Raw genomic sequence first — 18,039 nt, 5'->3', positions numbered from 1 at the left:
TAAAAATTATTAATAGACGCGCTGGATATATTAAATCTAACGTCTTAAAATTAACAAAATGTCTGGGTTAATAGGAAGAAAAATTGGAATGACCAGCTTATTCGACGAAAACGGGAAGAATATTCCTTGTACAGTTATCGAAGCGGGTCCTTGCGTTGTTACCCAAGTCAGAACCGAAGAGGTTGACGGCTACAATGCGTTGCAGCTTGGTTTCGATGACAAAAAGGCGAAGAGTTCTAACAAATCGTTAGATGGTCACTTTAAAAAAGCTGGCACCACTGCTAAGAAAAAAGTCGTTGAATTTCAAGGATTTGAACAAGAGTATAAATTAGGAGATTCTATTACAGTAGATCATTTTACTGAAGGAGAATTTGTTGATGTATCAGGTGTATCAAAAGGTAAAGGGTTTCAAGGAGTTGTAAAACGCCATGGTTTTGCTGGGGTTGGTCAAGCTACTCACGGTCAACATAACCGTTTAAGAGCGCCAGGTTCAATTGGAGCAGCGTCATATCCTGCAAGAGTATTCAAAGGAATGCGCATGGCAGGTAGAATGGGTGGAGATAAAGTGAAAGTACAAAACTTAAGAGTATTAAAAGTAGTTACTGAAAAGAATCTACTTGTTGTTAAAGGAGCGGTTCCTGGACACAAAAATGCTTTTGTAACTATTCAGAAATAATGAAAGTAGCAGTTTTAGATATTACAGGGAAAGATACAGGTAGAAAGGTTGAGCTTTCTAAAGATGTATTCGGTTTAGAGCCTAACGATCACGCAATTTATTTAGATGTAAAGCAATACTTGGCGAACCAAAGACAAGGAACGCATAAATCTAAAGAAAGAGCAGAAATTTCAGGTTCAACAAGAAAGATAAAAAAACAAAAAGGAACAGGTACTGCAAGAGCAGGCTCTATCAAGTCTGGTGTTTTTAGAGGAGGAGGACGTATGTTCGGGCCAAGGCCAAGAAGTTATTCTTTTAAATTGAATAAAAACTTAAAGCGTTTAGCGCGAAAATCTGCTTTAAGTATTCAAACAAACGATAAAAATTTAGTAGTAATTGAAGATTTTAATTTTGATACTCCAAAGACAAAGAACTTTGTAGATGTATTAAAAGCATTAGAGTTGGATACTAAAAAATCTTTGTTTGTATTAAGTGATGAAAATACAAATGTGTATTTATCATCACGTAACTTAAAAAACTCTAAAGTAGTAAAAGCTTCAGAAATTAATACTTATGGTGTTTTAAACGCTAATAAAGTTGTTATTACTGAAGGATCTTTAGAAGGAATTAATTCAAACTTAAGCAAATAGGGATTCGAAATGAGTATTTTAATAAAACCTATTATTACGGAAAAAGCAACAAACGATAGCGAACTATATAATCGTTTCACATTTGTTGTAGAAAAGAAAGCTAATAAATTAGAAATTAAAGATGCTGTTGAAAAAGCATACGGAGTTTCTATTTTAAGCGTTAAGACTTTAAACTATCCAATTCAAAGAAATACAAAGTTTACTAAAAAAGGTTTAGTAACTGGCGTAAAGAGTGGGTATAAGAAGGCTATCGTTCAAGTAGCAGAAGGAGAAAGTATTGATTTTTATAACAATCTTTAAGAAAAGACAAAAATGTCAGTTAGAAAATTAAAACCAATAACACCAGGTCAGCGTTTTAGAGTTGTAAATGGGTTCGACACCATAACAACTGATAAGCCGGAGAAAAGTTTACTTGCTCCGAAAAAACGATCTGGAGGTCGAAACAATCAGGGGAGAATGACAACACGTAATATAGGTGGTGGTCATAAACAAAAATATCGTATTATCGATTTTAAAAGAGATAAGCAAGGTATCCCAGCAACAGTTAAAACTATAGAGTACGATCCAAATCGTACAGCATTCATTGCTTTACTTAGTTATGCTGATGGTGAAAAGCGTTATGTAATTGCACAAAACGGTTTAAAAGTAGGTCAAACTGTTGTAGCAGGAACAGGTGTTGCTCCAGAAATAGGAAATGCAATGACCTTGAACGAAATTCCTTTAGGAACTACAATTTCTTGTATAGAATTACGCCCAGGTCAAGGTGCTGTTATGGCACGTTCTGCTGGTTCTTTTGCTCAGTTAATGGCAAGAGATGGTAAGTATGCAACAGTTAAATTACCTTCAGGTGAAACAAGGTTAATCTTGTTAACTTGTATGGCTACGATTGGTGTTGTATCTAATTCAGATCACCAATTGTTAGTTTCTGGTAAAGCTGGTAGGTCTAGATGGTTAGGAAAAAGACCTAGAACAAATGCAGTAAGAATGAACCCTGTAGATCACCCAATGGGTGGTGGTGAAGGACGTGCTTCTGGAGGTCATCCAAGATCAAGAAATGGTATTCCTGCTAAAGGATTCAAAACTAGATCTAAAACCAAAGCTAGTAATAAGTATATTTTAGAACGTAGAAAGAAATAATAAGTTATGGCAAGATCATTAAAAAAAGGACCTTACGTTCACTATAAATTAGAGAAAAAAGTGTTAGCTAATGTAGAAGCTGGTAACAAAACAGTAATTAAAACTTGGTCTAGAGCAAGTATGATTACACCAGATTTTGTAGGACAAACAATTGCAGTTCATAATGGACGCCAGTTTGTACCAGTATATGTTACAGAAAACATGGTAGGGCACAAATTAGGCGAATTTTCACCAACTCGTTCTTTTAGAGGACATGCTGGTGCAAAAAATAAAGGAAAAAAATAGTAGGCAATGGGAGTTCGTAAAAAAAATATGGCAGATCAGTTAAAAGCAGACAGAAAGCAACGTGCTTTCGCGAAGCTTACTAACTGCCCTACATCACCAAGAAAAATGCGTTTAGTAGCAGATCAAATTAGAGGGGTTGAAGTTGAAAAAGCTTTACAAATCTTAAAATTCAGTCCAAAAGAAGCATCTATCAATTTAGAAAAATTGTTATTGTCTGCAATTGCAAACTGGCAAGCTAAAAACGAAGATGCAATTATAGAAGATGCAGGGTTATTCGTAAAAACTATATGTGTAGATAGCGCAGGAATGTTAAAAAGATTAAGACCAGCTCCACAAGGGCGTGCTCATAGAATTCGTAAACGTTCTAATCACGTTACTTTAGAGTTAGGAAGTAAAAATTTAAGCAATTAATCGAAGTATAAATGGGACAGAAAACAAATCCAATAGGAAATCGTTTAGGAATCATCAGAGGTTGGGAATCTAACTGGTATGGTGGAAATGACTATGGAGATAAAATTGCTGAAGATGATAAGATAAGAAAGTATATCCATGCTCGTTTATCAAAAGCAAGTGTATCAAGAGTAATTATAGAGCGTACTTTAAAACTTGTAACCGTTACTATCACTACTGCAAGACCTGGTATTATTATCGGAAAAGGTGGGCAAGAGGTAGACAAGTTAAAAGAAGAACTTAAGAAAATTACAGGTAAGGAAGTTCAAATTAATATTTTTGAGATTAAACGTCCAGAATTAGATGCAAGATTAGTTGCAACTAGTGTTGCTCGTCAAATTGAGAATAGAATTTCTTATAAGAGAGCTATTAAAATGGCAATCGCTGCAACAATGCGTATGAATGCCGAAGGAATTAAAATCCAGATTTCAGGTCGTTTAAACGGGGCTGAGATGGCGCGTTCAGAGCATTTTAAAGAAGGTAGAATTCCTCTTTCTACATTTAGAGCAGATATCGATTACGCATTAGTAGAAGCTCATACTACATATGGAAGATTAGGAGTTAAGGTATGGATTATGAAAGGTGAGGTATATGGTAAAAGAGAATTATCTCCATTAGTTGGGTTGTCTAAGAAACAATCTGGTTCTAAAGGTGGAGGTGACAGATCTAAACGTCAACCTCGTAGAAGAAAATAATTTTTAAAATTAGAAATTAAAAATGTTACAGCCAAAAAGAGTAAAATACCGTAAGGTACAGAAGGCGAAAGGAAATATGACAGGTATTTCTGGTAGAGGAAATCAACTTTCTAATGGAATGTTTGGTATCAAATCTTTAGACCAGAACTTGTTAACCTCTCGTCAAATAGAAGCAGCTCGTATCGCGGCTACTCGTCATATGAAAAGAGAAGGTCAGTTATGGATTAAAGTTTTTCCAGACAAGCCTATCACAAAGAAGCCTTTAGAGGTGCGTATGGGTAAGGGTAAAGGAGCACCAGATCATTTCGTTGCAGTTATTAAACCAGGTAGAATTTTGTTCGAAGTTGGTGGAGTACCAATGAATGTTGCAAAAGAAGCTTTACGTTTAGCGGCTCAAAAACTTCCAGTAAAAACGAAGTTTGTAATCGCAAGAGACTTTGATATTAACGCTTAATTCTAAAAAAAAATGAAACAATCAGAAATAAAAGAATTATCTACAGCTGATCTTAATGAGAAGTTTGGAGCGTTGCAAAAGAATTATACCGATCTTAAGATGGCACATGCCATAACTCCAATGGAAAACCCATTGCAGTTAAGAAGCTTAAGAAGAACTGTAGCAAGAATTGCAACAGAATTAACAAATAGAGAATTACAATAATTCTATAGTCAATTTTAAAGATGGAAAAAAGAAATCTTAGAAAAGAAAGAATTGGTGTTGTATCTAGTAACAAAATGGAGAAATCTATCGTTGTTGCAGAAACTAAAAGAGTTAAGCACCCAATGTACGGAAAGTTCGTATTAAAGACTAAGAAGTACGTTGCACACGACGAAAAGAATGATTGCAACGAAGGAGATACTGTTAGAATCATGGAAACAAGACCTATGAGTAAATCTAAACGTTGGAGATTAGTAGAAATCCTAGAAAGAGCTAAATAATATGTTACAGACAGAGTCAAGATTAAAAGTCGCAGATAATACTGGAGCAAAAGAAGTTTTAGTAATTAGAGTTTTAGGAGGAACAAGAAAACGTTACGCAAGTATTGGAGACAAAATTGTGGTATCAGTTAAATCTGCAACTCCTAACGGAACTGTAAAAAAAGGTCAAGTATCTAGAGCAGTTGTTGTAAGAACGAAGAAGGAAGTAAGACGTAAAGACGGGTCATATATCAGATTTGATGATAATGCTTGTGTACTTTTAAACCCTACAGAGGAAATGAGAGGAACACGTGTATTTGGTCCTGTAGCTCGTGAACTTCGTGAGAAGCAATTCATGAAAATAGTATCATTAGCACCTGAAGTGCTTTAAAAACTCATAAAATGAAGAAGTTTAAAATAAAATCAGGAGATACTGTAAAAGTAATTGCAGGAGATCATAAAGGATCTGAAGGAAAGGTTTTACAAATTATCAAAGATAAAGACAGAGTATTAGTAGAAGGTGTAAACTTAGTTTCTAAGCACACCAAGCCAAGTGCTCAAAGTCCTCAAGGTGGTATTGTAAAGAAAGAAGCTTCACTTCATATTTCTAACGTAATGTTGGTAGAAGATGGTGCAGCTGTAAGAGTAGGTTATAAAGTTGATGGAGATACAAAGATTAGAATCTCTAAAAAAACTAAAAAATAATAATAATCATGAGTTACGTACCAAGATTAAAAGAAGAATATAAAGAAAGAGTAATTACTGCTCTTACGGAAGAATTCAGTTATAAAAATGTAATGCAAGTACCTAAATTAGAAAAAATAGTTGTTTCTAAAGGTGTTGGTGCTGCAATTGCAGATAAGAAATTAATAGATTATGCTGTAGAAGAGTTGACTAAAATTACTGGTCAAAAAGCAGTTTCTACAATGTCTAAAAAAGATGTTGCATCATTTAAATTACGTAAAGGAATGCCAATAGGTGTAAAAGTTACGTTAAGAGGTGATAAGATGTATGAATTTTTAGATAGGTTGGTTACAGCTTCTTTACCTCGTGTAAGAGATTTTAACGGTATAAAAGCTAATGGTTTTGATGGAAGAGGTAATTACAATTTAGGTATTACAGAACAAATTATCTTCCCAGAAATAAATATTGATCAAGTGAAAAAAATCAATGGAATGGATATTACATTTGTAACATCTGCAGATACTGATAAGGAAGCAAAATCATTATTAGGAGAATTAGGTTTACCATTCAAAAAAAATTAAGAAATGGCTAAAGAATCAATGAAAGCGCGTGAGCGTAAAAGAGAACGTACTGTTGCAAAGTATGCTGAAAAAAGAAAAGCTTTAAAAGAAGCTGGAGATTATGAAGCATTACAAAAATTACCAAGAAATGCATCACCAATTAGATTACATAACAGATGTAAATTAACGGGTCGTCCAAAAGGATATATGCGTCAGTTTGGTTTGTCTCGTGTAACTTTTCGTGAAATGGCAAATCAAGGGTTAATACCAGGTGTAAGAAAAGCAAGTTGGTAGGAAATTAGAAATAAAACTTAAAAATAAAAATAGAATGTGTATCTTTGCACGCTCTATTTTTTTTGAGTATTAGAATGTTAACTGATTATAGGTTCGAATTTCACAGAGAAATCTGTAGGTACAATAGAGACTTTCGAAAACCGGAATCGCAATTTAAATAAATATGTATACAGATCCAATCGCGGATTTTCTTACAAGAGTAAGAAATGCTATCGCAGCAGGACACAGAGTAGTGGAAATTCCAGCTTCAAATTTGAAGAAGGAAATGACTAAAATTTTGTTTGATCAAGGGTATATTTTAAGCTATCAGTTCAATGACGATAAAGTTCAGGGAACAATTAAAATCGCTTTAAAGTACGACAAAGACACAAAAGAGTCAGTAATTAGAAAAATTCAACGAATTAGTACACCAGGTTTACGTAAATACGTTGGCTCTACAGAGATGCCTAGAGTGTTAAACGGACTTGGAATTGCTATTGTTTCAACATCAAAAGGTGTTATGACAAACAAAAAAGCACGTCTAGAGAATGTTGGAGGAGAAGTTTTATGTTACGTTTATTAAATCTTAAGAAATGAGTAGAATAGGAAAAAATCCCGTTAGCATTTCCCAAGGTGTAGATGTTAATGTAAAAGACAATGTTGTAATCGTAAAAGGAAAATTAGGTGAGTTAACTCAAACTATTTCAGACGGTATATCAATTAAAATTGAAGATGGTATTATCACTTTAGATAGAGCATCGGAAAGCAAAGACCATAAAGCACAACATGGTTTAATGAGAGCTTTAATCAGTAACATGATTGAAGGAGTAAGTAAAGGCTGGACTAAAGAATTAGAATTGGTAGGTGTAGGTTATAGAGCTTCAAACCAAGGACAAAAATTAGATTTAGCTTTAGGTTTCTCTCATAATATTGTTTTAGAATTGGCTCCAGAAGTTAAAGTAGAAACGGTATCAGAGAAAGGGAAAAACCCAATCATTAAATTAACTTCATTTGACAAGCAATTGGTTGGTCAAGTAGCTGCAAAGATTCGTTCTTTTAGAGCTCCAGAACCTTACAAAGGAAAAGGTGTGAAGTTTGTTGGTGAATTATTAAGAAGAAAAGCAGGTAAATCTGCATAATATATAGCAATATGGCATTATCAAAGCTACAAAGAAGAGCTAGAATAAAGCGTAGAATTAGAAAAATTGTTTCTGGTACACCTACAAAACCAAGATTATCGGTTTATAGAAGTAACAAAGAAATTTACGCGCAACTAGTAGACGATATAAATGGAGTTACTTTAGCTTCAGTTTCATCTCGAGATAAAGATATAAAAGCAAGTTCTAAAATTGAAGCTGCTACTGCAGTAGGTAAAGCAATCGCAGAAAAGGCAAATAAGGCAGGTTTAGAAACAGTTGCTTTCGATAGAAATGGTTATTTATACCATGGTAGAGTTAAAGTATTAGCAGAAGCTGCAAGAGAAGCTGGTTTAAAATTTTAAGAAATTATGCAAGGTTATAAAAACGTAGAAAGAGTTAAACCAAGTGGGTTAGAGCTTGTAGATAGATTAGTAGGTGTACAACGTGTTACCAAAGTAACGAAAGGTGGTAGAGCATTCGGTTTCTCTGCAATTGTAGTAGTTGGAGATGGTAATGGAGTTGTTGGACACGGATTAGGAAAATCTAAAGATGTTTCTTCAGCAATTGCAAAAGCAGTTGAAGATGCAAAGAAAAATTTAGTAAGAATACCAATTTTAGAGGGTACATTACCTCATGAGCAAAAAGGAAAATTTGGTGGTGCGAAAGTATTCATTAAACCTGCTTCTGCTGGTACAGGAGTTATTGCTGGTGGAGCTGTACGTGCAGTATTAGAATCTGTTGGGGTACATGATGTACTATCAAAATCTCAAGGGTCTTCTAATCCTCACAATGCTGTAAAAGCAACTTTTAATGCATTATTACAATTACGTAGTGCATCTGAAATTGCTAAGCAAAGAGGTATATCTTTAGAAAAAGTATTTAACGGATAAATCTAAGAACGATGGCAAAAATTAAAGTTACACAAGTAAAAAGTCAAATCGGGCGTCTTCAGAATCAAAAAAGAACTTTGGAGGCATTAGGTTTACGTAGAATGAACCAAACTGTAGAACATGAGGCAACTCCTACAATTATTGGTATGGTAAATACAGTTAAACACTTAGTTTCTTACGAAGAAATTAAATAAGACATTTATAAAAGATGAGTTTACATAATTTAACACCGGCAGAAGGTTCCATTAAAAAAGGAAAAAGAATTGCAAGAGGTGAAGGATCTGGAAAAGGTGGTACCGCTACAAGAGGACACAATGGACAGAAATCCCGTTCTGGTTATTCTAAGAAGATTGGTTTTGAAGGAGGGCAAATGCCGCTTCAAAGACGTGTGCCTAAATTTGGTTTTACGAATATTAATCGTAAAGAATATCAAGGAATCAATTTAGACAAGTTACAATCTTTAGTAGATAGCGGAAAGATAACAGATACAGTTAATTTAGATATTTTAATTGCCAATAGATTGGCAAGAAAAAACGACCTAGTTAAAATATTAGGTAATGGAGAGTTAAAAGCTAAATTAAACATCACTGTACATAAGTTTACTGCAACTGCAAAAGCGGCTATTGAGGCTGCTGGAGGAGAAGCAGCTACTTTATAAGAAACATAAATATGAATTTTATTAATACGCTAAAAGATATTTTTAAGATTGAAGAATTAAAAAACAAAATTCTTCTTACAATCGGTTTAATTGCTGTATATCGTTTTATGGCAGCTGTTCCATTACCTGGAATAGACCCATTACAATTAGAGGCATTAAAAGAAAGTGCATCTGGAGGTGGTCTTTTAACTCTTTTAAACGCATTTACAGGAGGAGCGTTTGCAAGAGCATCAGTAATGGCTTTGGGTATTATGCCTTATATTTCTGCATCAATTGTAGTTCAGTTAATGGGAATTGCGGTTCCATATCTACAAAAATTACAGAAAGATGGAGAAAGTGGACGTAAGAAAATTACACAAATTACAAGATGGTTAACCATTGGTATTACGTTAGTACAAGCACCAACGTATATTACAGCTATTAAAACCCAATTTGGTTTAGGCCCAGAGGCTTTTTTAGTAAGTGGTGCTACTTTTTGGGTATCATCTATTATCATTTTAACTGCAGGAACAATTTTTGCTATGTGGTTAGGTGAGCGTATTACAGATAAAGGGGTTGGTAATGGTATTTCATTATTAATTACTGTTGGTATAATTGCTAGATTTCCAGCGGCATTTTTACAAGAATTTGTTTCAAAAACAACAAATGCTGGTGCAGGAGGAATTATGATGATACTTATTGAAATTATCATTTGGTTTGTAGTAATTTTATTAACCGTGCTGTTAGTTACTGCTGTTCGAAAAATTGCAGTGCAATATGCCAGAAGAACAGTTGCAGGAAACATACAAAATGTTGCAGGATCAAGAGATTATATTCCTTTGAAATTAAATGCAGCAGGAGTTATGCCTATTATCTTTGCACAAGCAATTATGTTTTTACCAGTTGCTTTAGCTCAAAAATTTCCAGCAATTTCTAGCTTACAAGATAATTATGGTTTATGGTATAATGTAATATTTGCATTATTAATTGTTATTTTTAGTTTTTTCTATACAGCAATTACTATTCCTACAAATAAAATGGCTGAAGACTTAAAAAGAAGTGGTGGTTTTATACCAGGAATTAGACCAGGAAAAGACACCGCAGAAAAGTTGGATAGCGTTTTATCTAGAATTACGTTCCCAGGATCGTTGTTTTTGGCAGCGTTAGCAATATTACCAGCAATAGTAGTTCAGTTTGGTGTGCAACAAAGTTGGGCAATGTTTTTTGGAGGTACATCATTAATAATTATGGTAGGTGTTGCAATTGACACGATGCAACAAATTAACTCGTATTTATTAAATCGTCATTACGATGGTTTAATGAAACCGGGAAATAGCAATAGAAAATCTAAATAGTATGGCTAAGCAATCAGCAATTCAACAAGACGGAACTATAACAGAAGCATTGTCTAATGCTATGTTTCGTGTAGAATTAGAAAACGGACATATTGTAACGGCACACATATCTGGTAAAATGCGTATGCATTATATTAAACTTTTACCAGGAGATAAGGTGAAATTAGAAATGAGTCCGTACGATTTAACAAAAGCAAGAATTACCTATAGGTATTAAAAAATAAATAATTAAAAGATTAAATAATTTATTTAATCTTTATAAAATTAGAAACGATGAAAGTAAGAGCATCAGTTAAAAAAAGAAGTGCCGACTGCAAAATAGTGCGCAGAAAGGGTAGATTATATGTAATTAATAAACAAAATCCTAGATTTAAACAAAGACAAGGGTAATGGCAAGAATAGCAGGTATTGATATTCCAAAGAATAAAAGAGGAGTTATTGCTTTAACTTACATCTTTGGTATAGGAAACAGTAGAGCAAAAGCAATTTTAGCAGACGCAAAAGTAGACGAAAGTATTAAAGTTCAAGATTGGACGGATGATCAAATCGCTGCAATTAGAGAACAAGTTGGATCTTTCACCATTGAAGGAGAATTACGTTCTGAAGTACAAATTAACATCAAACGTTTGATGGATATTGGTTGTCAGAGAGGAATTCGTCATAGATTGGGGCTTCCTTTAAGAGGGCAAAGAACTAAAAACAACTCGCGTACTAGAAAAGGTAAGAGAAAAACTGTAGCTAACAAGAAAAAATAAAGTTAGATAAAGTAATAAAGATCTAAACATTAGCAAAAAGCTAAATATTAGAAAACTAAATTACTAAAACTTAAATAATTATGGCAAAAGCAAGCGCAAAAAAACGTAAAGTAATAATTGAAGCTGTTGGAGAGGCTCACGTAACTGCATCTTTCAACAATATTATTATTTCTTTAACAAATAAAAAAGGTGACGTTATTTCTTGGTCATCTGCAGGTAAAATGGGTTTTAGAGGTTCTAAAAAGAATACTCCATATGCAGCTCAATTAGCAGCAGAAGATTGTGCAAACGTAGCAAAGGAAGCTGGTTTACGTAAAGTAAAAGTTTATGTAAAAGGACCTGGTAATGGTAGAGAATCTGCTATTAGATCTATCCACAATGCAGGTATTGAAGTAACTGAAATTATCGATGTTACACCAATTCCTCATAATGGATGTCGTCCACCTAAAAGAAGAAGAGTATAAATTCAATATACGAAGTTTAAGATTAGAAGTTAAAACTTAACAACTTTTAATTTCTAATATATACATTTAACATTAAATTTTAATTTAATAGGAATCAGATTATCGAAGGAGTAAGCCTTAATTCATAATCCCTATTTATAACAACAACGAAATGGCAAGATATACAGGACCAAAAACTAAAATTGCTCGTAAATTTGGCGAAGCAATTTTTGGAGAAGACAAGAACTTCGAAAAAAGAAACTATCCTCCAGGACAGCATGGAAATGCAAGAAGAAGAGGAAAAAAATCTGAATATGCAACTCAATTAATGGAGAAGCAAAAAGCGAAATATACCTATGGTATTTTAGAGCGTCAATTCAGAAATTTATTTAAAGATGCACAGTCTTCATCTGGAATTACAGGTGAAATCTTGTTACAATTATGTGAATCTCGTTTGGACAATGTAGTTTATAGAATGGGAATTTCTAAATCTAGAAGTGGAGCACGTCAGTTAGTTTCTCACAGACATATTACAGTAAATGGAGAGTTGGTAAACATTCCATCATTTAGATTAAAAGAAGGAGATGTTGTTTCTGTAAGAGAAAAATCTAAGTCGTTAGTAGCAATTGAAGATGCTTTAGCTTCTAATAATAATGTGTTTGAATGGTTAACTTGGAATAACGACACTAAAACAGGAACTTTTGTAAAAGTACCAGAAAGATTACAAATTCCAGAAAAAATTAACGAACAGTTTATCGTAGAATTATATTCTAAATAATAAATAATCATATTGGTATTTGGCCAAAGGATTTATTAGACTTCTTCAAACTTATAAATCGCGCAACTAAATAACAATTAAAACGAAGAAATATGGCAATTTTAAATTTTCAGAAACCAGATAAAGTAATAATGATTGAATCTACAGATTTTTCTGGTAGATTCGAATTTAGACCTTTAGAACCAGGTTTTGGTTTAACAGTAGGTAACGCTTTAAGAAGAGTGCTTTTATCATCTTTAGAAGGTTTTGCAATTACATCTTTAAGAGTAGATGGTGTAGAACATGAGTTCTCTACAGTTCCTGGAGTTGTAGAAGATGTAACAGAAATTATCTTAAACTTAAAACAAGTTCGTTTTAAGAAACAAATAGATGATACTGATAGAGAAACTGTATCTGTATCTGTATCTGGGCAAGAGCAGTTTACTGCAGGTGATTTACAAAAATTTATTTCAGGTTTTCAGGTTTTAAACCCAGATTTAGTGATCTGTAACATGGATAAATCTGTAAAATTAAATGCAGAAATTACAATAGAAAAAGGTAGAGGATTTGTTCCTGCAGAGGAAAATAAAAAAGCAACTGCTCCAATTGGAACTATCTTTACAGATTCTATTTATACGCCAATAAAAAACGTAAAGTATTCAATTGAAAACTTTCGTGTAGAGCAAAAAACGGATTACGAAAAATTAGTTTTCGATATCGATACTGATGGATCAATCAATCCAAAAGATGCATTAACTGAAGCTGCAAAAATATTAATCCACCACTTTATGTTATTCTCAGATGAGCGTATCACTTTAGAGGCAGATGAAATTGCGCAAACAGAAACGTATGATGAAGAATCATTACACATGCGTCAGTTATTAAAAACTAGATTAATCGATATGGATTTATCTGTAAGAGCTTTAAATTGTTTAAAAGCTGCAGAAGTAGATACATTAGGAGATTTAGTTTCTTTTAACAAAAGCGACTTAATGAAGTTCCGTAACTTTGGTAAAAAATCATTAACAGAACTAGAAGAATTAGTTATTGTTAAAGGTTTAAACTTTGGTATGGACTTAAGCAAATATAAATTAGATAGAGATTAATCTTTCATATTTTGCTCCTCAAAGCGGGTTGAGCAAGATGAAAGTATAAAACAAACGTTCATGAGACACGGAAAGAAATTTAACCACTTAGGAAGAAAAACAGCGCATAGAAAAGCGATGTTAGCAAATATGACTTGTTCTTTAATAGAGCACAAGCGTATTAACACAACAGTTGCAAAAGCAAAAGCATTGCGTTTATTCGCAGAGCCTTTGATTACGAAGTCTAAAGCAGATACAACTCATAACAGACGTATTGTTTTTAGTTATTTACGCGATAAATTTGCAGTTACAGAATTATTTAAAGAAATTTCTGTAAAAATTGGTGATAGACCAGGAGGTTATTTGCGTATTATTAAATTAGGAAATCGTCAAGGAGATAATGCCCCTATGGCAATGATAGAGTTTGTTGATTACAACGAAATTTATAATCCTAAAGGTAAAAAAGCTAAGAAAACTACTCGTAGAGGAAGAAGCAAGAAAGCAACTGCTCCACAAGTAGAAGGAACAGAAGAAAAATCTGAAGAATAGAAAAAAATGAAAATTTTTTAAACTATATAAAAGGGATAAGCGTTTACGTTTATCCCTTTTTTTATATTTTTACAACATCAAACACAACAACAATCTATGAAATATCAAACACGAAAGAAAGCCTTAGTTTTATTGGCAGACGGAACTATTTTTTATGGTAAATCTGTAGGTATAGAAGGAACAGCTACAGGAGAAATTTGCTTTAACACAGGAATGACAGGTTACCAAGAAATTTTTACAGATCCATCTTATTTTGGACAAATAATGGTAATGGCAAATGCACATATTGGAAATTATGGTGTAAATAATAAAGAAGTAGAATCAAACGGAATTAAAATTTCAGGATTAATTTGTAGAAATTTTAGTTTTACACATTCTAGAGTAGATTCAGACGGAAATTTAAAAGATTGGTTTGAAGCACATAATTTAGTAGGTATTTCGGACGTTGATACAAGAGCTTTAGTAGCATATATTAGAGATAATGGAGCAATGAATGCAATTATTTCTACAGATGTAAATAATATTGATGCTCTAAAAAAGCAGTTAGCAGAAGTACCAAGTATGAAAGGCTTAGAATTAGCTTCTAAAGTATCTACAAAAGAACCCTATTTTGTTGGAGATGAAAATGCTGAAATTAAAATAGCTGCTTTAGATATTGGTATCAAGAAAAACATTTTAAGAAACCTTTCGAAAAGAGGCGCTTACATAAAAGTGTATCCATATAACTCTTCCTTTAAAGATTTGGCTTCATTTAATCCTGATGGATATTTTATTTCAAATGGACCAGGAGATCCAGAACCATTAAAAGAAGCACAAGAGGTGGCTAAAGAAATTATCAAAAGAAATTTACCTTTATTTGGAATTTGTTTAGGACATCAAGTAATTGCTTTGGCAAATGGTATTTCTACGTATAAAATGCATAATGGACACAGAGGAATTAATCATCCTGTGAAAAATTTATTGACAGGTAAAGGAGAAATTACTTCACAAAACCACGGTTTTGCCATTAATAGAGAAGAAACAGAAGCAAATGCAGATGTAGAAATTACGCATGTTCACTTAAACGATCATACAGTAGCTGGTATTCGAATGAAAGAAAAAGCTGTATTTTCTGTGCAATACCACCCAGAAGCTAGTCCAGGACCACATGATTCCGAATATTTATTTGACCAATTTATGGAAACGATTAAAAATCATAGCAAGGTACCTGCTTAACTGTAGAATGTTATGTTTTTACTGAAAACGTTTTCGTAAGAAACTCTTTAAAATCAATAGAATCAGTAGCTTTTTTGTAATTTAGCATCAAAGTAAAAAATAACTAAATAACAAGATATAATGAGCATTATTATTAGCGTTCACGCACGTCAAATTTTCGATTCAAGAGGTAACCCAACAATAGAAGTAGATGTAACTACCGAAAATGGTATTTTAGGTAGAGCAGCAGTGCCATCTGGAGCTTCTACAGGAGAACACGAAGCTGTTGAGTTAAGAGATGGAGGAAAAGATTACATGGGAAAAGGTGTTTTAAAAGCCGTTAAAAATGTAAATGATGAAATCGCTTCAGAATTGTTAGGTGTTTCTGTTTTCGAACAAAATGCAATCGATCAATTAATGGTAGATTTAGACGGAACCCCAAACAAATCTAAATTGGGTGCAAATGCTATTTTAGGAGTTTCTTTAGCAGTTGCAAAAGCAGCTGCAAACGAACTTGGAATGCCTTTATATAGATATGTTGGTGGTGTCTCTGCAAATACGTTACCAGTTCCAATGATGAATATTATCAACGGAGGTTCTCATTCAGATGCTCCAATTGCATTTCAAGAATTTATGGTAATGCCAGTAAAAGCGACATCTTTTACTCATGCAATGAAAATGGGATCGGAAATTTTTCATAACTTAAAGAAAGTTTTACACGATAGAGATTTATCTACAGCAGTTGGAGATGAAGGAGGTTTTGCCCCAAATTTAGCAGGTGGAACAGAAGATGCTTTAGATACCATTAAAAAAGCAGTAGATAATGCAGGTTATACTTTAGGAGACGATGTTATGATTGCTTTAGATTGTGCTGCCGCAGAATTTTATGTAAATGGAGCTTACGATTATACTAAATTTGAAGGAAGTAAAGGAAAAGTAAGAACAAGTAACGAGCAGGCAGATTATTTAGCTGAATTAGTAGAAAAATATCCAATTATTTCTATAGAAGATGGAATGGACGAAAATGACTGGGATGGATGGAAATATTTAACAGAAAAAATTGGAGATAAAGTGCAATTAGTTGGAGACGATTTATTTGTTACCAATGTAGAACGTTTATCAAAAGGAATTAAAAACGGAATTGCAAATTCAATTTTAATTAAAGTAAATCAAATAGGTACTTTAACAGAAACAATTGCAGCAGTAAATATGGCTAAAAACGCTGGTTTTACTTCAGTAATGTCTCACAGATCTGGTGAAACAGAAGACAATACAATTGCAGATTTAGCAGTTGCTTTAAATTGTGGACAAATTAAAACAGGTTCTGCCTCACGTTCCGATAGAATGGCGAAATACAACCAATTATTAAGAATTGAAGAAGAATTAGGTAATGTTGCTTATTTTCCTAAAGAAAATGCGTTTAAAATTTAATTTTTTAGACTTATAAAATTAAGAGCCTCATAAGAAATTATGAGGTTTTTTTATGAATTTATTAGATAAGTTAATATTATTTTAAAATATTAAAAATCTATATCTCCAGCTTTAAAAATTATTTAAAAATTGGTATCTTCGTGAGCGTAGAAAAATATATAAAAAACCCATTTATAAATGTCAGAGATAGCAAAATTACAGATTGGAGAAAATTCGTACGAATTCCCTCTTGTGAAAGGAACAGAAAATGAAGTTGCAATAGATATAAAAGCTTTAAGAGCTGCAACAAATGGTGTTATTACAATAGATCCAGGGTACAAAAATACAGGTTCTTGCGAAAGTGCCATTACATTTTTAGACGGAGAAAAAGGAATTTTAAGATATAGAGGATATTCAATTGAAGAATTAGCGGAAAAAGCAGATTTCTTAGAAGTTGCGTATGCTTTAATTTTCGGAGATTTACCAACAAAAGCACAATTAGATAAATTTCATGCAGATATTAAAACAAAATCTGTCGTTGATGACGATATTAAGAAAATATTAGATGCCTTTCCTAAGACTGCACATCCAATGGGAATTTTATCTTCACTAACAAGTGCTTTAACAGCATTTAATCCTTCGTCCGTAAATGTAGATTCAGAAGAAGAAATGTACAATGCTATTGTTAAAATAATGGCAAAATTTCCAGTTTTAGTTGCTTGGACAATGCGTAAACAAAAAGGACTACCTTTAAATTATGGTTCTAAATCTTTAGGTTATGTAGAGAATATTATGCGAATGATGTTCGAAGAACCAAATGAAGACTATGTAATGAACCCGATTATTAAAGATGCATTAGACAAACTACTAATTTTACACGCAGATCACGAGCAAAACTGTTCTACCTCTACAGTTAGAATTGTTGGTTCTTCTCACGCAGGTTTGTTTGCTTCTTTAGCTTCAGGAATTTCTGCACTTTGGGGGCCACTTCATGGAGGTGCTAACCAAGCAGTTTTAGAAATGTTAGAAGCAATTAAGGCAGATGGTGGAGATACTAAAAAATATATGGCGAAAGCAAAAGACAAGTCAGATCCTTTTAGATTAATGGGTTTTGGACATAGAGTCTATAAAAATTTCGACCCAAGAGCAAAAATCATCAAAAAAGCAGCAGACGAAGTTTTAAAAGATTTAGGTGTAGAAGACCCTATTTTAGATATTGCCAGAGGATTAGAGCAAGAAGCTTTAAATGACCCATATTTCGTGGACAGGAAATTATACCCAAATGTAGATTTTTACTCAGGTATTATATACAGAGCTATGGGAATTCCTGTGGAAATGTTTACAGTAATGTTTGCAATGGGCCGTTTACCAGGTTGGATTGCTCAGTGGAAAGAAATGCGTTTGAATAAAGAACCAATAGGTCGTCCACGTCAAATTTATACTGGTGAGAATTTAAGACCATTTAAATCTATAGACAATAGATAATTTATTATTTTTTACATAAACAAGAGAGGCTGTCTT

The 18,039-nt window shown here is 33.1% G+C and carries 31 protein-coding genes; all 31 read left to right on the top strand.

Features of this window, described 5'->3' with window-relative positions:
- The first annotated feature begins 58 nt into the window (after positions 1 to 58).
- The 31 genes from rplC to J3359_RS06630 all read left to right on the top strand — a co-directional run bounded on the left by rplC (position 59) and on the right by J3359_RS06630 (position 18,003).
- Entirely contained in the window at positions 59 to 676 is a 618-nt protein-coding gene (gene rplC / locus J3359_RS06780; RefSeq protein WP_208079954.1) for a 50S ribosomal protein L3, read from the top strand.
- Positions 676 to 1,305: a 50S ribosomal protein L4 gene (rplD, locus tag J3359_RS06775; protein WP_208079953.1), complete on the top strand. Its 630-nt coding sequence runs from the start codon at positions 676 to 678 to the stop codon at positions 1,303 to 1,305. Before rplC ends, rplD begins: the two co-directional genes overlap by 1 nt.
- 9 nt (positions 1,306 to 1,314) lie before the next feature.
- The gene (gene rplW, locus J3359_RS06770) at positions 1,315 to 1,605 is read left to right on the top strand and encodes a 50S ribosomal protein L23 (RefSeq protein WP_208079952.1); all 291 of its coding nucleotides are present in this window, start codon (positions 1,315 to 1,317) and stop codon (positions 1,603 to 1,605) included.
- Positions 1,606 to 1,617: 12 nt separating this feature from the next.
- Positions 1,618 to 2,442, top strand: coding sequence for a 50S ribosomal protein L2 (gene rplB / locus J3359_RS06765; RefSeq protein ID WP_208079951.1), 825 nt, complete (start codon positions 1,618 to 1,620; stop codon positions 2,440 to 2,442).
- 6 nt (positions 2,443 to 2,448) lie between these two features.
- A complete protein-coding gene (gene rpsS / locus J3359_RS06760; RefSeq protein WP_015482224.1) occupies positions 2,449 to 2,727 on the top strand; it encodes a 30S ribosomal protein S19 in 279 nt (92 codons plus the stop codon).
- 6 nt (positions 2,728 to 2,733) lie between these two features.
- Positions 2,734 to 3,138, top strand: coding sequence for a 50S ribosomal protein L22 (gene rplV, locus J3359_RS06755; RefSeq protein ID WP_208079950.1), 405 nt, complete (start codon positions 2,734 to 2,736; stop codon positions 3,136 to 3,138).
- 11 nt (positions 3,139 to 3,149) lie between these two features.
- Complete coding sequence (gene rpsC / locus J3359_RS06750) at positions 3,150 to 3,872, top strand: 30S ribosomal protein S3 (protein WP_208079949.1); 723 nt, start codon at positions 3,150 to 3,152, stop codon at positions 3,870 to 3,872.
- Between the two features lie 22 nt (positions 3,873 to 3,894).
- Complete coding sequence (rplP, locus tag J3359_RS06745; RefSeq protein ID WP_208079948.1) at positions 3,895 to 4,326, top strand: 50S ribosomal protein L16; 432 nt, start codon at positions 3,895 to 3,897, stop codon at positions 4,324 to 4,326.
- Between the two features lie 12 nt (positions 4,327 to 4,338).
- Entirely contained in the window at positions 4,339 to 4,530 is a 192-nt protein-coding gene (rpmC, locus tag J3359_RS06740; RefSeq protein WP_208079947.1) for a 50S ribosomal protein L29, read from the top strand.
- 20 nt (positions 4,531 to 4,550) lie between these two features.
- On the top strand, positions 4,551 to 4,808 hold the full coding sequence (gene rpsQ / locus J3359_RS06735; protein WP_018943599.1) for a 30S ribosomal protein S17: 258 nt from the start codon (positions 4,551 to 4,553) through the stop codon (positions 4,806 to 4,808).
- A 1-nt stretch (position 4,809) separates the two neighbouring features.
- Positions 4,810 to 5,178 carry a 50S ribosomal protein L14 gene (gene rplN / locus J3359_RS06730; protein ID WP_004568733.1) on the top strand — a complete coding sequence of 123 codons (369 nt, stop codon included), beginning with the start codon at positions 4,810 to 4,812 and terminating at the stop codon, positions 5,176 to 5,178.
- A gap of 11 nt (positions 5,179 to 5,189) precedes the next feature.
- On the top strand, positions 5,190 to 5,492 hold the full coding sequence (rplX, locus tag J3359_RS06725; protein ID WP_208079946.1) for a 50S ribosomal protein L24: 303 nt from the start codon (positions 5,190 to 5,192) through the stop codon (positions 5,490 to 5,492).
- 8 nt (positions 5,493 to 5,500) lie between these two features.
- Complete coding sequence (gene rplE / locus J3359_RS06720) at positions 5,501 to 6,052, top strand: 50S ribosomal protein L5 (RefSeq protein WP_208079945.1); 552 nt, start codon at positions 5,501 to 5,503, stop codon at positions 6,050 to 6,052.
- A gap of 3 nt (positions 6,053 to 6,055) precedes the next feature.
- Positions 6,056 to 6,325: a 30S ribosomal protein S14 gene (rpsN, locus tag J3359_RS06715; protein WP_208079944.1), complete on the top strand. Its 270-nt coding sequence runs from the start codon at positions 6,056 to 6,058 to the stop codon at positions 6,323 to 6,325.
- Between the two features lie 163 nt (positions 6,326 to 6,488).
- A complete protein-coding gene (rpsH, locus tag J3359_RS06710; protein WP_208079943.1) occupies positions 6,489 to 6,887 on the top strand; it encodes a 30S ribosomal protein S8 in 399 nt (132 codons plus the stop codon).
- A gap of 10 nt (positions 6,888 to 6,897) precedes the next feature.
- Complete coding sequence (rplF, locus tag J3359_RS06705) at positions 6,898 to 7,443, top strand: 50S ribosomal protein L6 (RefSeq protein ID WP_208079942.1); 546 nt, start codon at positions 6,898 to 6,900, stop codon at positions 7,441 to 7,443.
- An 11-nt stretch (positions 7,444 to 7,454) separates the two neighbouring features.
- The gene (gene rplR / locus J3359_RS06700; RefSeq protein ID WP_208079941.1) at positions 7,455 to 7,805 is read left to right on the top strand and encodes a 50S ribosomal protein L18; all 351 of its coding nucleotides are present in this window, start codon (positions 7,455 to 7,457) and stop codon (positions 7,803 to 7,805) included.
- A gap of 3 nt (positions 7,806 to 7,808) precedes the next feature.
- Positions 7,809 to 8,333 carry a 30S ribosomal protein S5 gene (rpsE, locus tag J3359_RS06695; RefSeq protein WP_208080426.1) on the top strand — a complete coding sequence of 175 codons (525 nt, stop codon included), beginning with the start codon at positions 7,809 to 7,811 and terminating at the stop codon, positions 8,331 to 8,333.
- A gap of 11 nt (positions 8,334 to 8,344) precedes the next feature.
- The gene (gene rpmD, locus J3359_RS06690; RefSeq protein WP_208079940.1) at positions 8,345 to 8,527 is read left to right on the top strand and encodes a 50S ribosomal protein L30; all 183 of its coding nucleotides are present in this window, start codon (positions 8,345 to 8,347) and stop codon (positions 8,525 to 8,527) included.
- Between the two features lie 14 nt (positions 8,528 to 8,541).
- A complete protein-coding gene (gene rplO, locus J3359_RS06685; protein WP_208079939.1) occupies positions 8,542 to 8,991 on the top strand; it encodes a 50S ribosomal protein L15 in 450 nt (149 codons plus the stop codon).
- Positions 8,992 to 9,002: 11 nt separating this feature from the next.
- Positions 9,003 to 10,325 carry a preprotein translocase subunit SecY gene (gene secY, locus J3359_RS06680; protein WP_208079938.1) on the top strand — a complete coding sequence of 441 codons (1,323 nt, stop codon included), beginning with the start codon at positions 9,003 to 9,005 and terminating at the stop codon, positions 10,323 to 10,325.
- 1 nt (position 10,326) lies between these two features.
- Entirely contained in the window at positions 10,327 to 10,542 is a 216-nt protein-coding gene (gene infA, locus J3359_RS06675) for a translation initiation factor IF-1 (protein WP_015482241.1), read from the top strand.
- A gap of 56 nt (positions 10,543 to 10,598) precedes the next feature.
- Positions 10,599 to 10,715, top strand: coding sequence for a type B 50S ribosomal protein L36 (gene ykgO, locus J3359_RS06670; RefSeq protein ID WP_004568720.1), 117 nt, complete (start codon positions 10,599 to 10,601; stop codon positions 10,713 to 10,715).
- A complete protein-coding gene (gene rpsM, locus J3359_RS06665) occupies positions 10,715 to 11,080 on the top strand; it encodes a 30S ribosomal protein S13 (protein ID WP_208079937.1) in 366 nt (121 codons plus the stop codon). Before ykgO ends, rpsM begins: the two co-directional genes overlap by 1 nt.
- Before the next feature lie 80 nt (positions 11,081 to 11,160).
- Positions 11,161 to 11,544 carry a 30S ribosomal protein S11 gene (gene rpsK, locus J3359_RS06660; protein ID WP_088354704.1) on the top strand — a complete coding sequence of 128 codons (384 nt, stop codon included), beginning with the start codon at positions 11,161 to 11,163 and terminating at the stop codon, positions 11,542 to 11,544.
- Between the two features lie 151 nt (positions 11,545 to 11,695).
- Complete coding sequence (rpsD, locus tag J3359_RS06655; RefSeq protein WP_208079936.1) at positions 11,696 to 12,301, top strand: 30S ribosomal protein S4; 606 nt, start codon at positions 11,696 to 11,698, stop codon at positions 12,299 to 12,301.
- Between the two features lie 92 nt (positions 12,302 to 12,393).
- Entirely contained in the window at positions 12,394 to 13,386 is a 993-nt protein-coding gene (locus tag J3359_RS06650; protein ID WP_208079935.1) for a DNA-directed RNA polymerase subunit alpha, read from the top strand.
- Positions 13,387 to 13,446: 60 nt separating this feature from the next.
- Positions 13,447 to 13,914, top strand: coding sequence for a 50S ribosomal protein L17 (gene rplQ, locus J3359_RS06645; RefSeq protein ID WP_208079934.1), 468 nt, complete (start codon positions 13,447 to 13,449; stop codon positions 13,912 to 13,914).
- Positions 13,915 to 14,010: 96 nt separating this feature from the next.
- Positions 14,011 to 15,129, top strand: coding sequence for a glutamine-hydrolyzing carbamoyl-phosphate synthase small subunit (gene carA, locus J3359_RS06640; RefSeq protein ID WP_208079933.1), 1,119 nt, complete (start codon positions 14,011 to 14,013; stop codon positions 15,127 to 15,129).
- Positions 15,130 to 15,249: 120 nt separating this feature from the next.
- Positions 15,250 to 16,539 (top strand): phosphopyruvate hydratase, encoded by a 1,290-nt coding sequence (gene eno / locus J3359_RS06635; RefSeq protein WP_208079932.1) that lies wholly within the window; start codon positions 15,250 to 15,252, stop codon positions 16,537 to 16,539.
- Between the two features lie 177 nt (positions 16,540 to 16,716).
- Positions 16,717 to 18,003 (top strand): citrate synthase, encoded by a 1,287-nt coding sequence (locus J3359_RS06630; RefSeq protein WP_208079931.1) that lies wholly within the window; start codon positions 16,717 to 16,719, stop codon positions 18,001 to 18,003.
- Positions 18,004 to 18,039 lie beyond the last annotated feature (36 nt).

It is taken from the genome of Polaribacter cellanae (assembly GCF_017569185.1).
Taxonomy (GTDB): Bacteria; Bacteroidota; Bacteroidia; order Flavobacteriales; family Flavobacteriaceae; genus Polaribacter; species Polaribacter cellanae.
The sequence above is the reverse complement of the archived record's forward strand: the minus strand, read 5'-3'. Positions and strand labels throughout refer to the sequence as shown.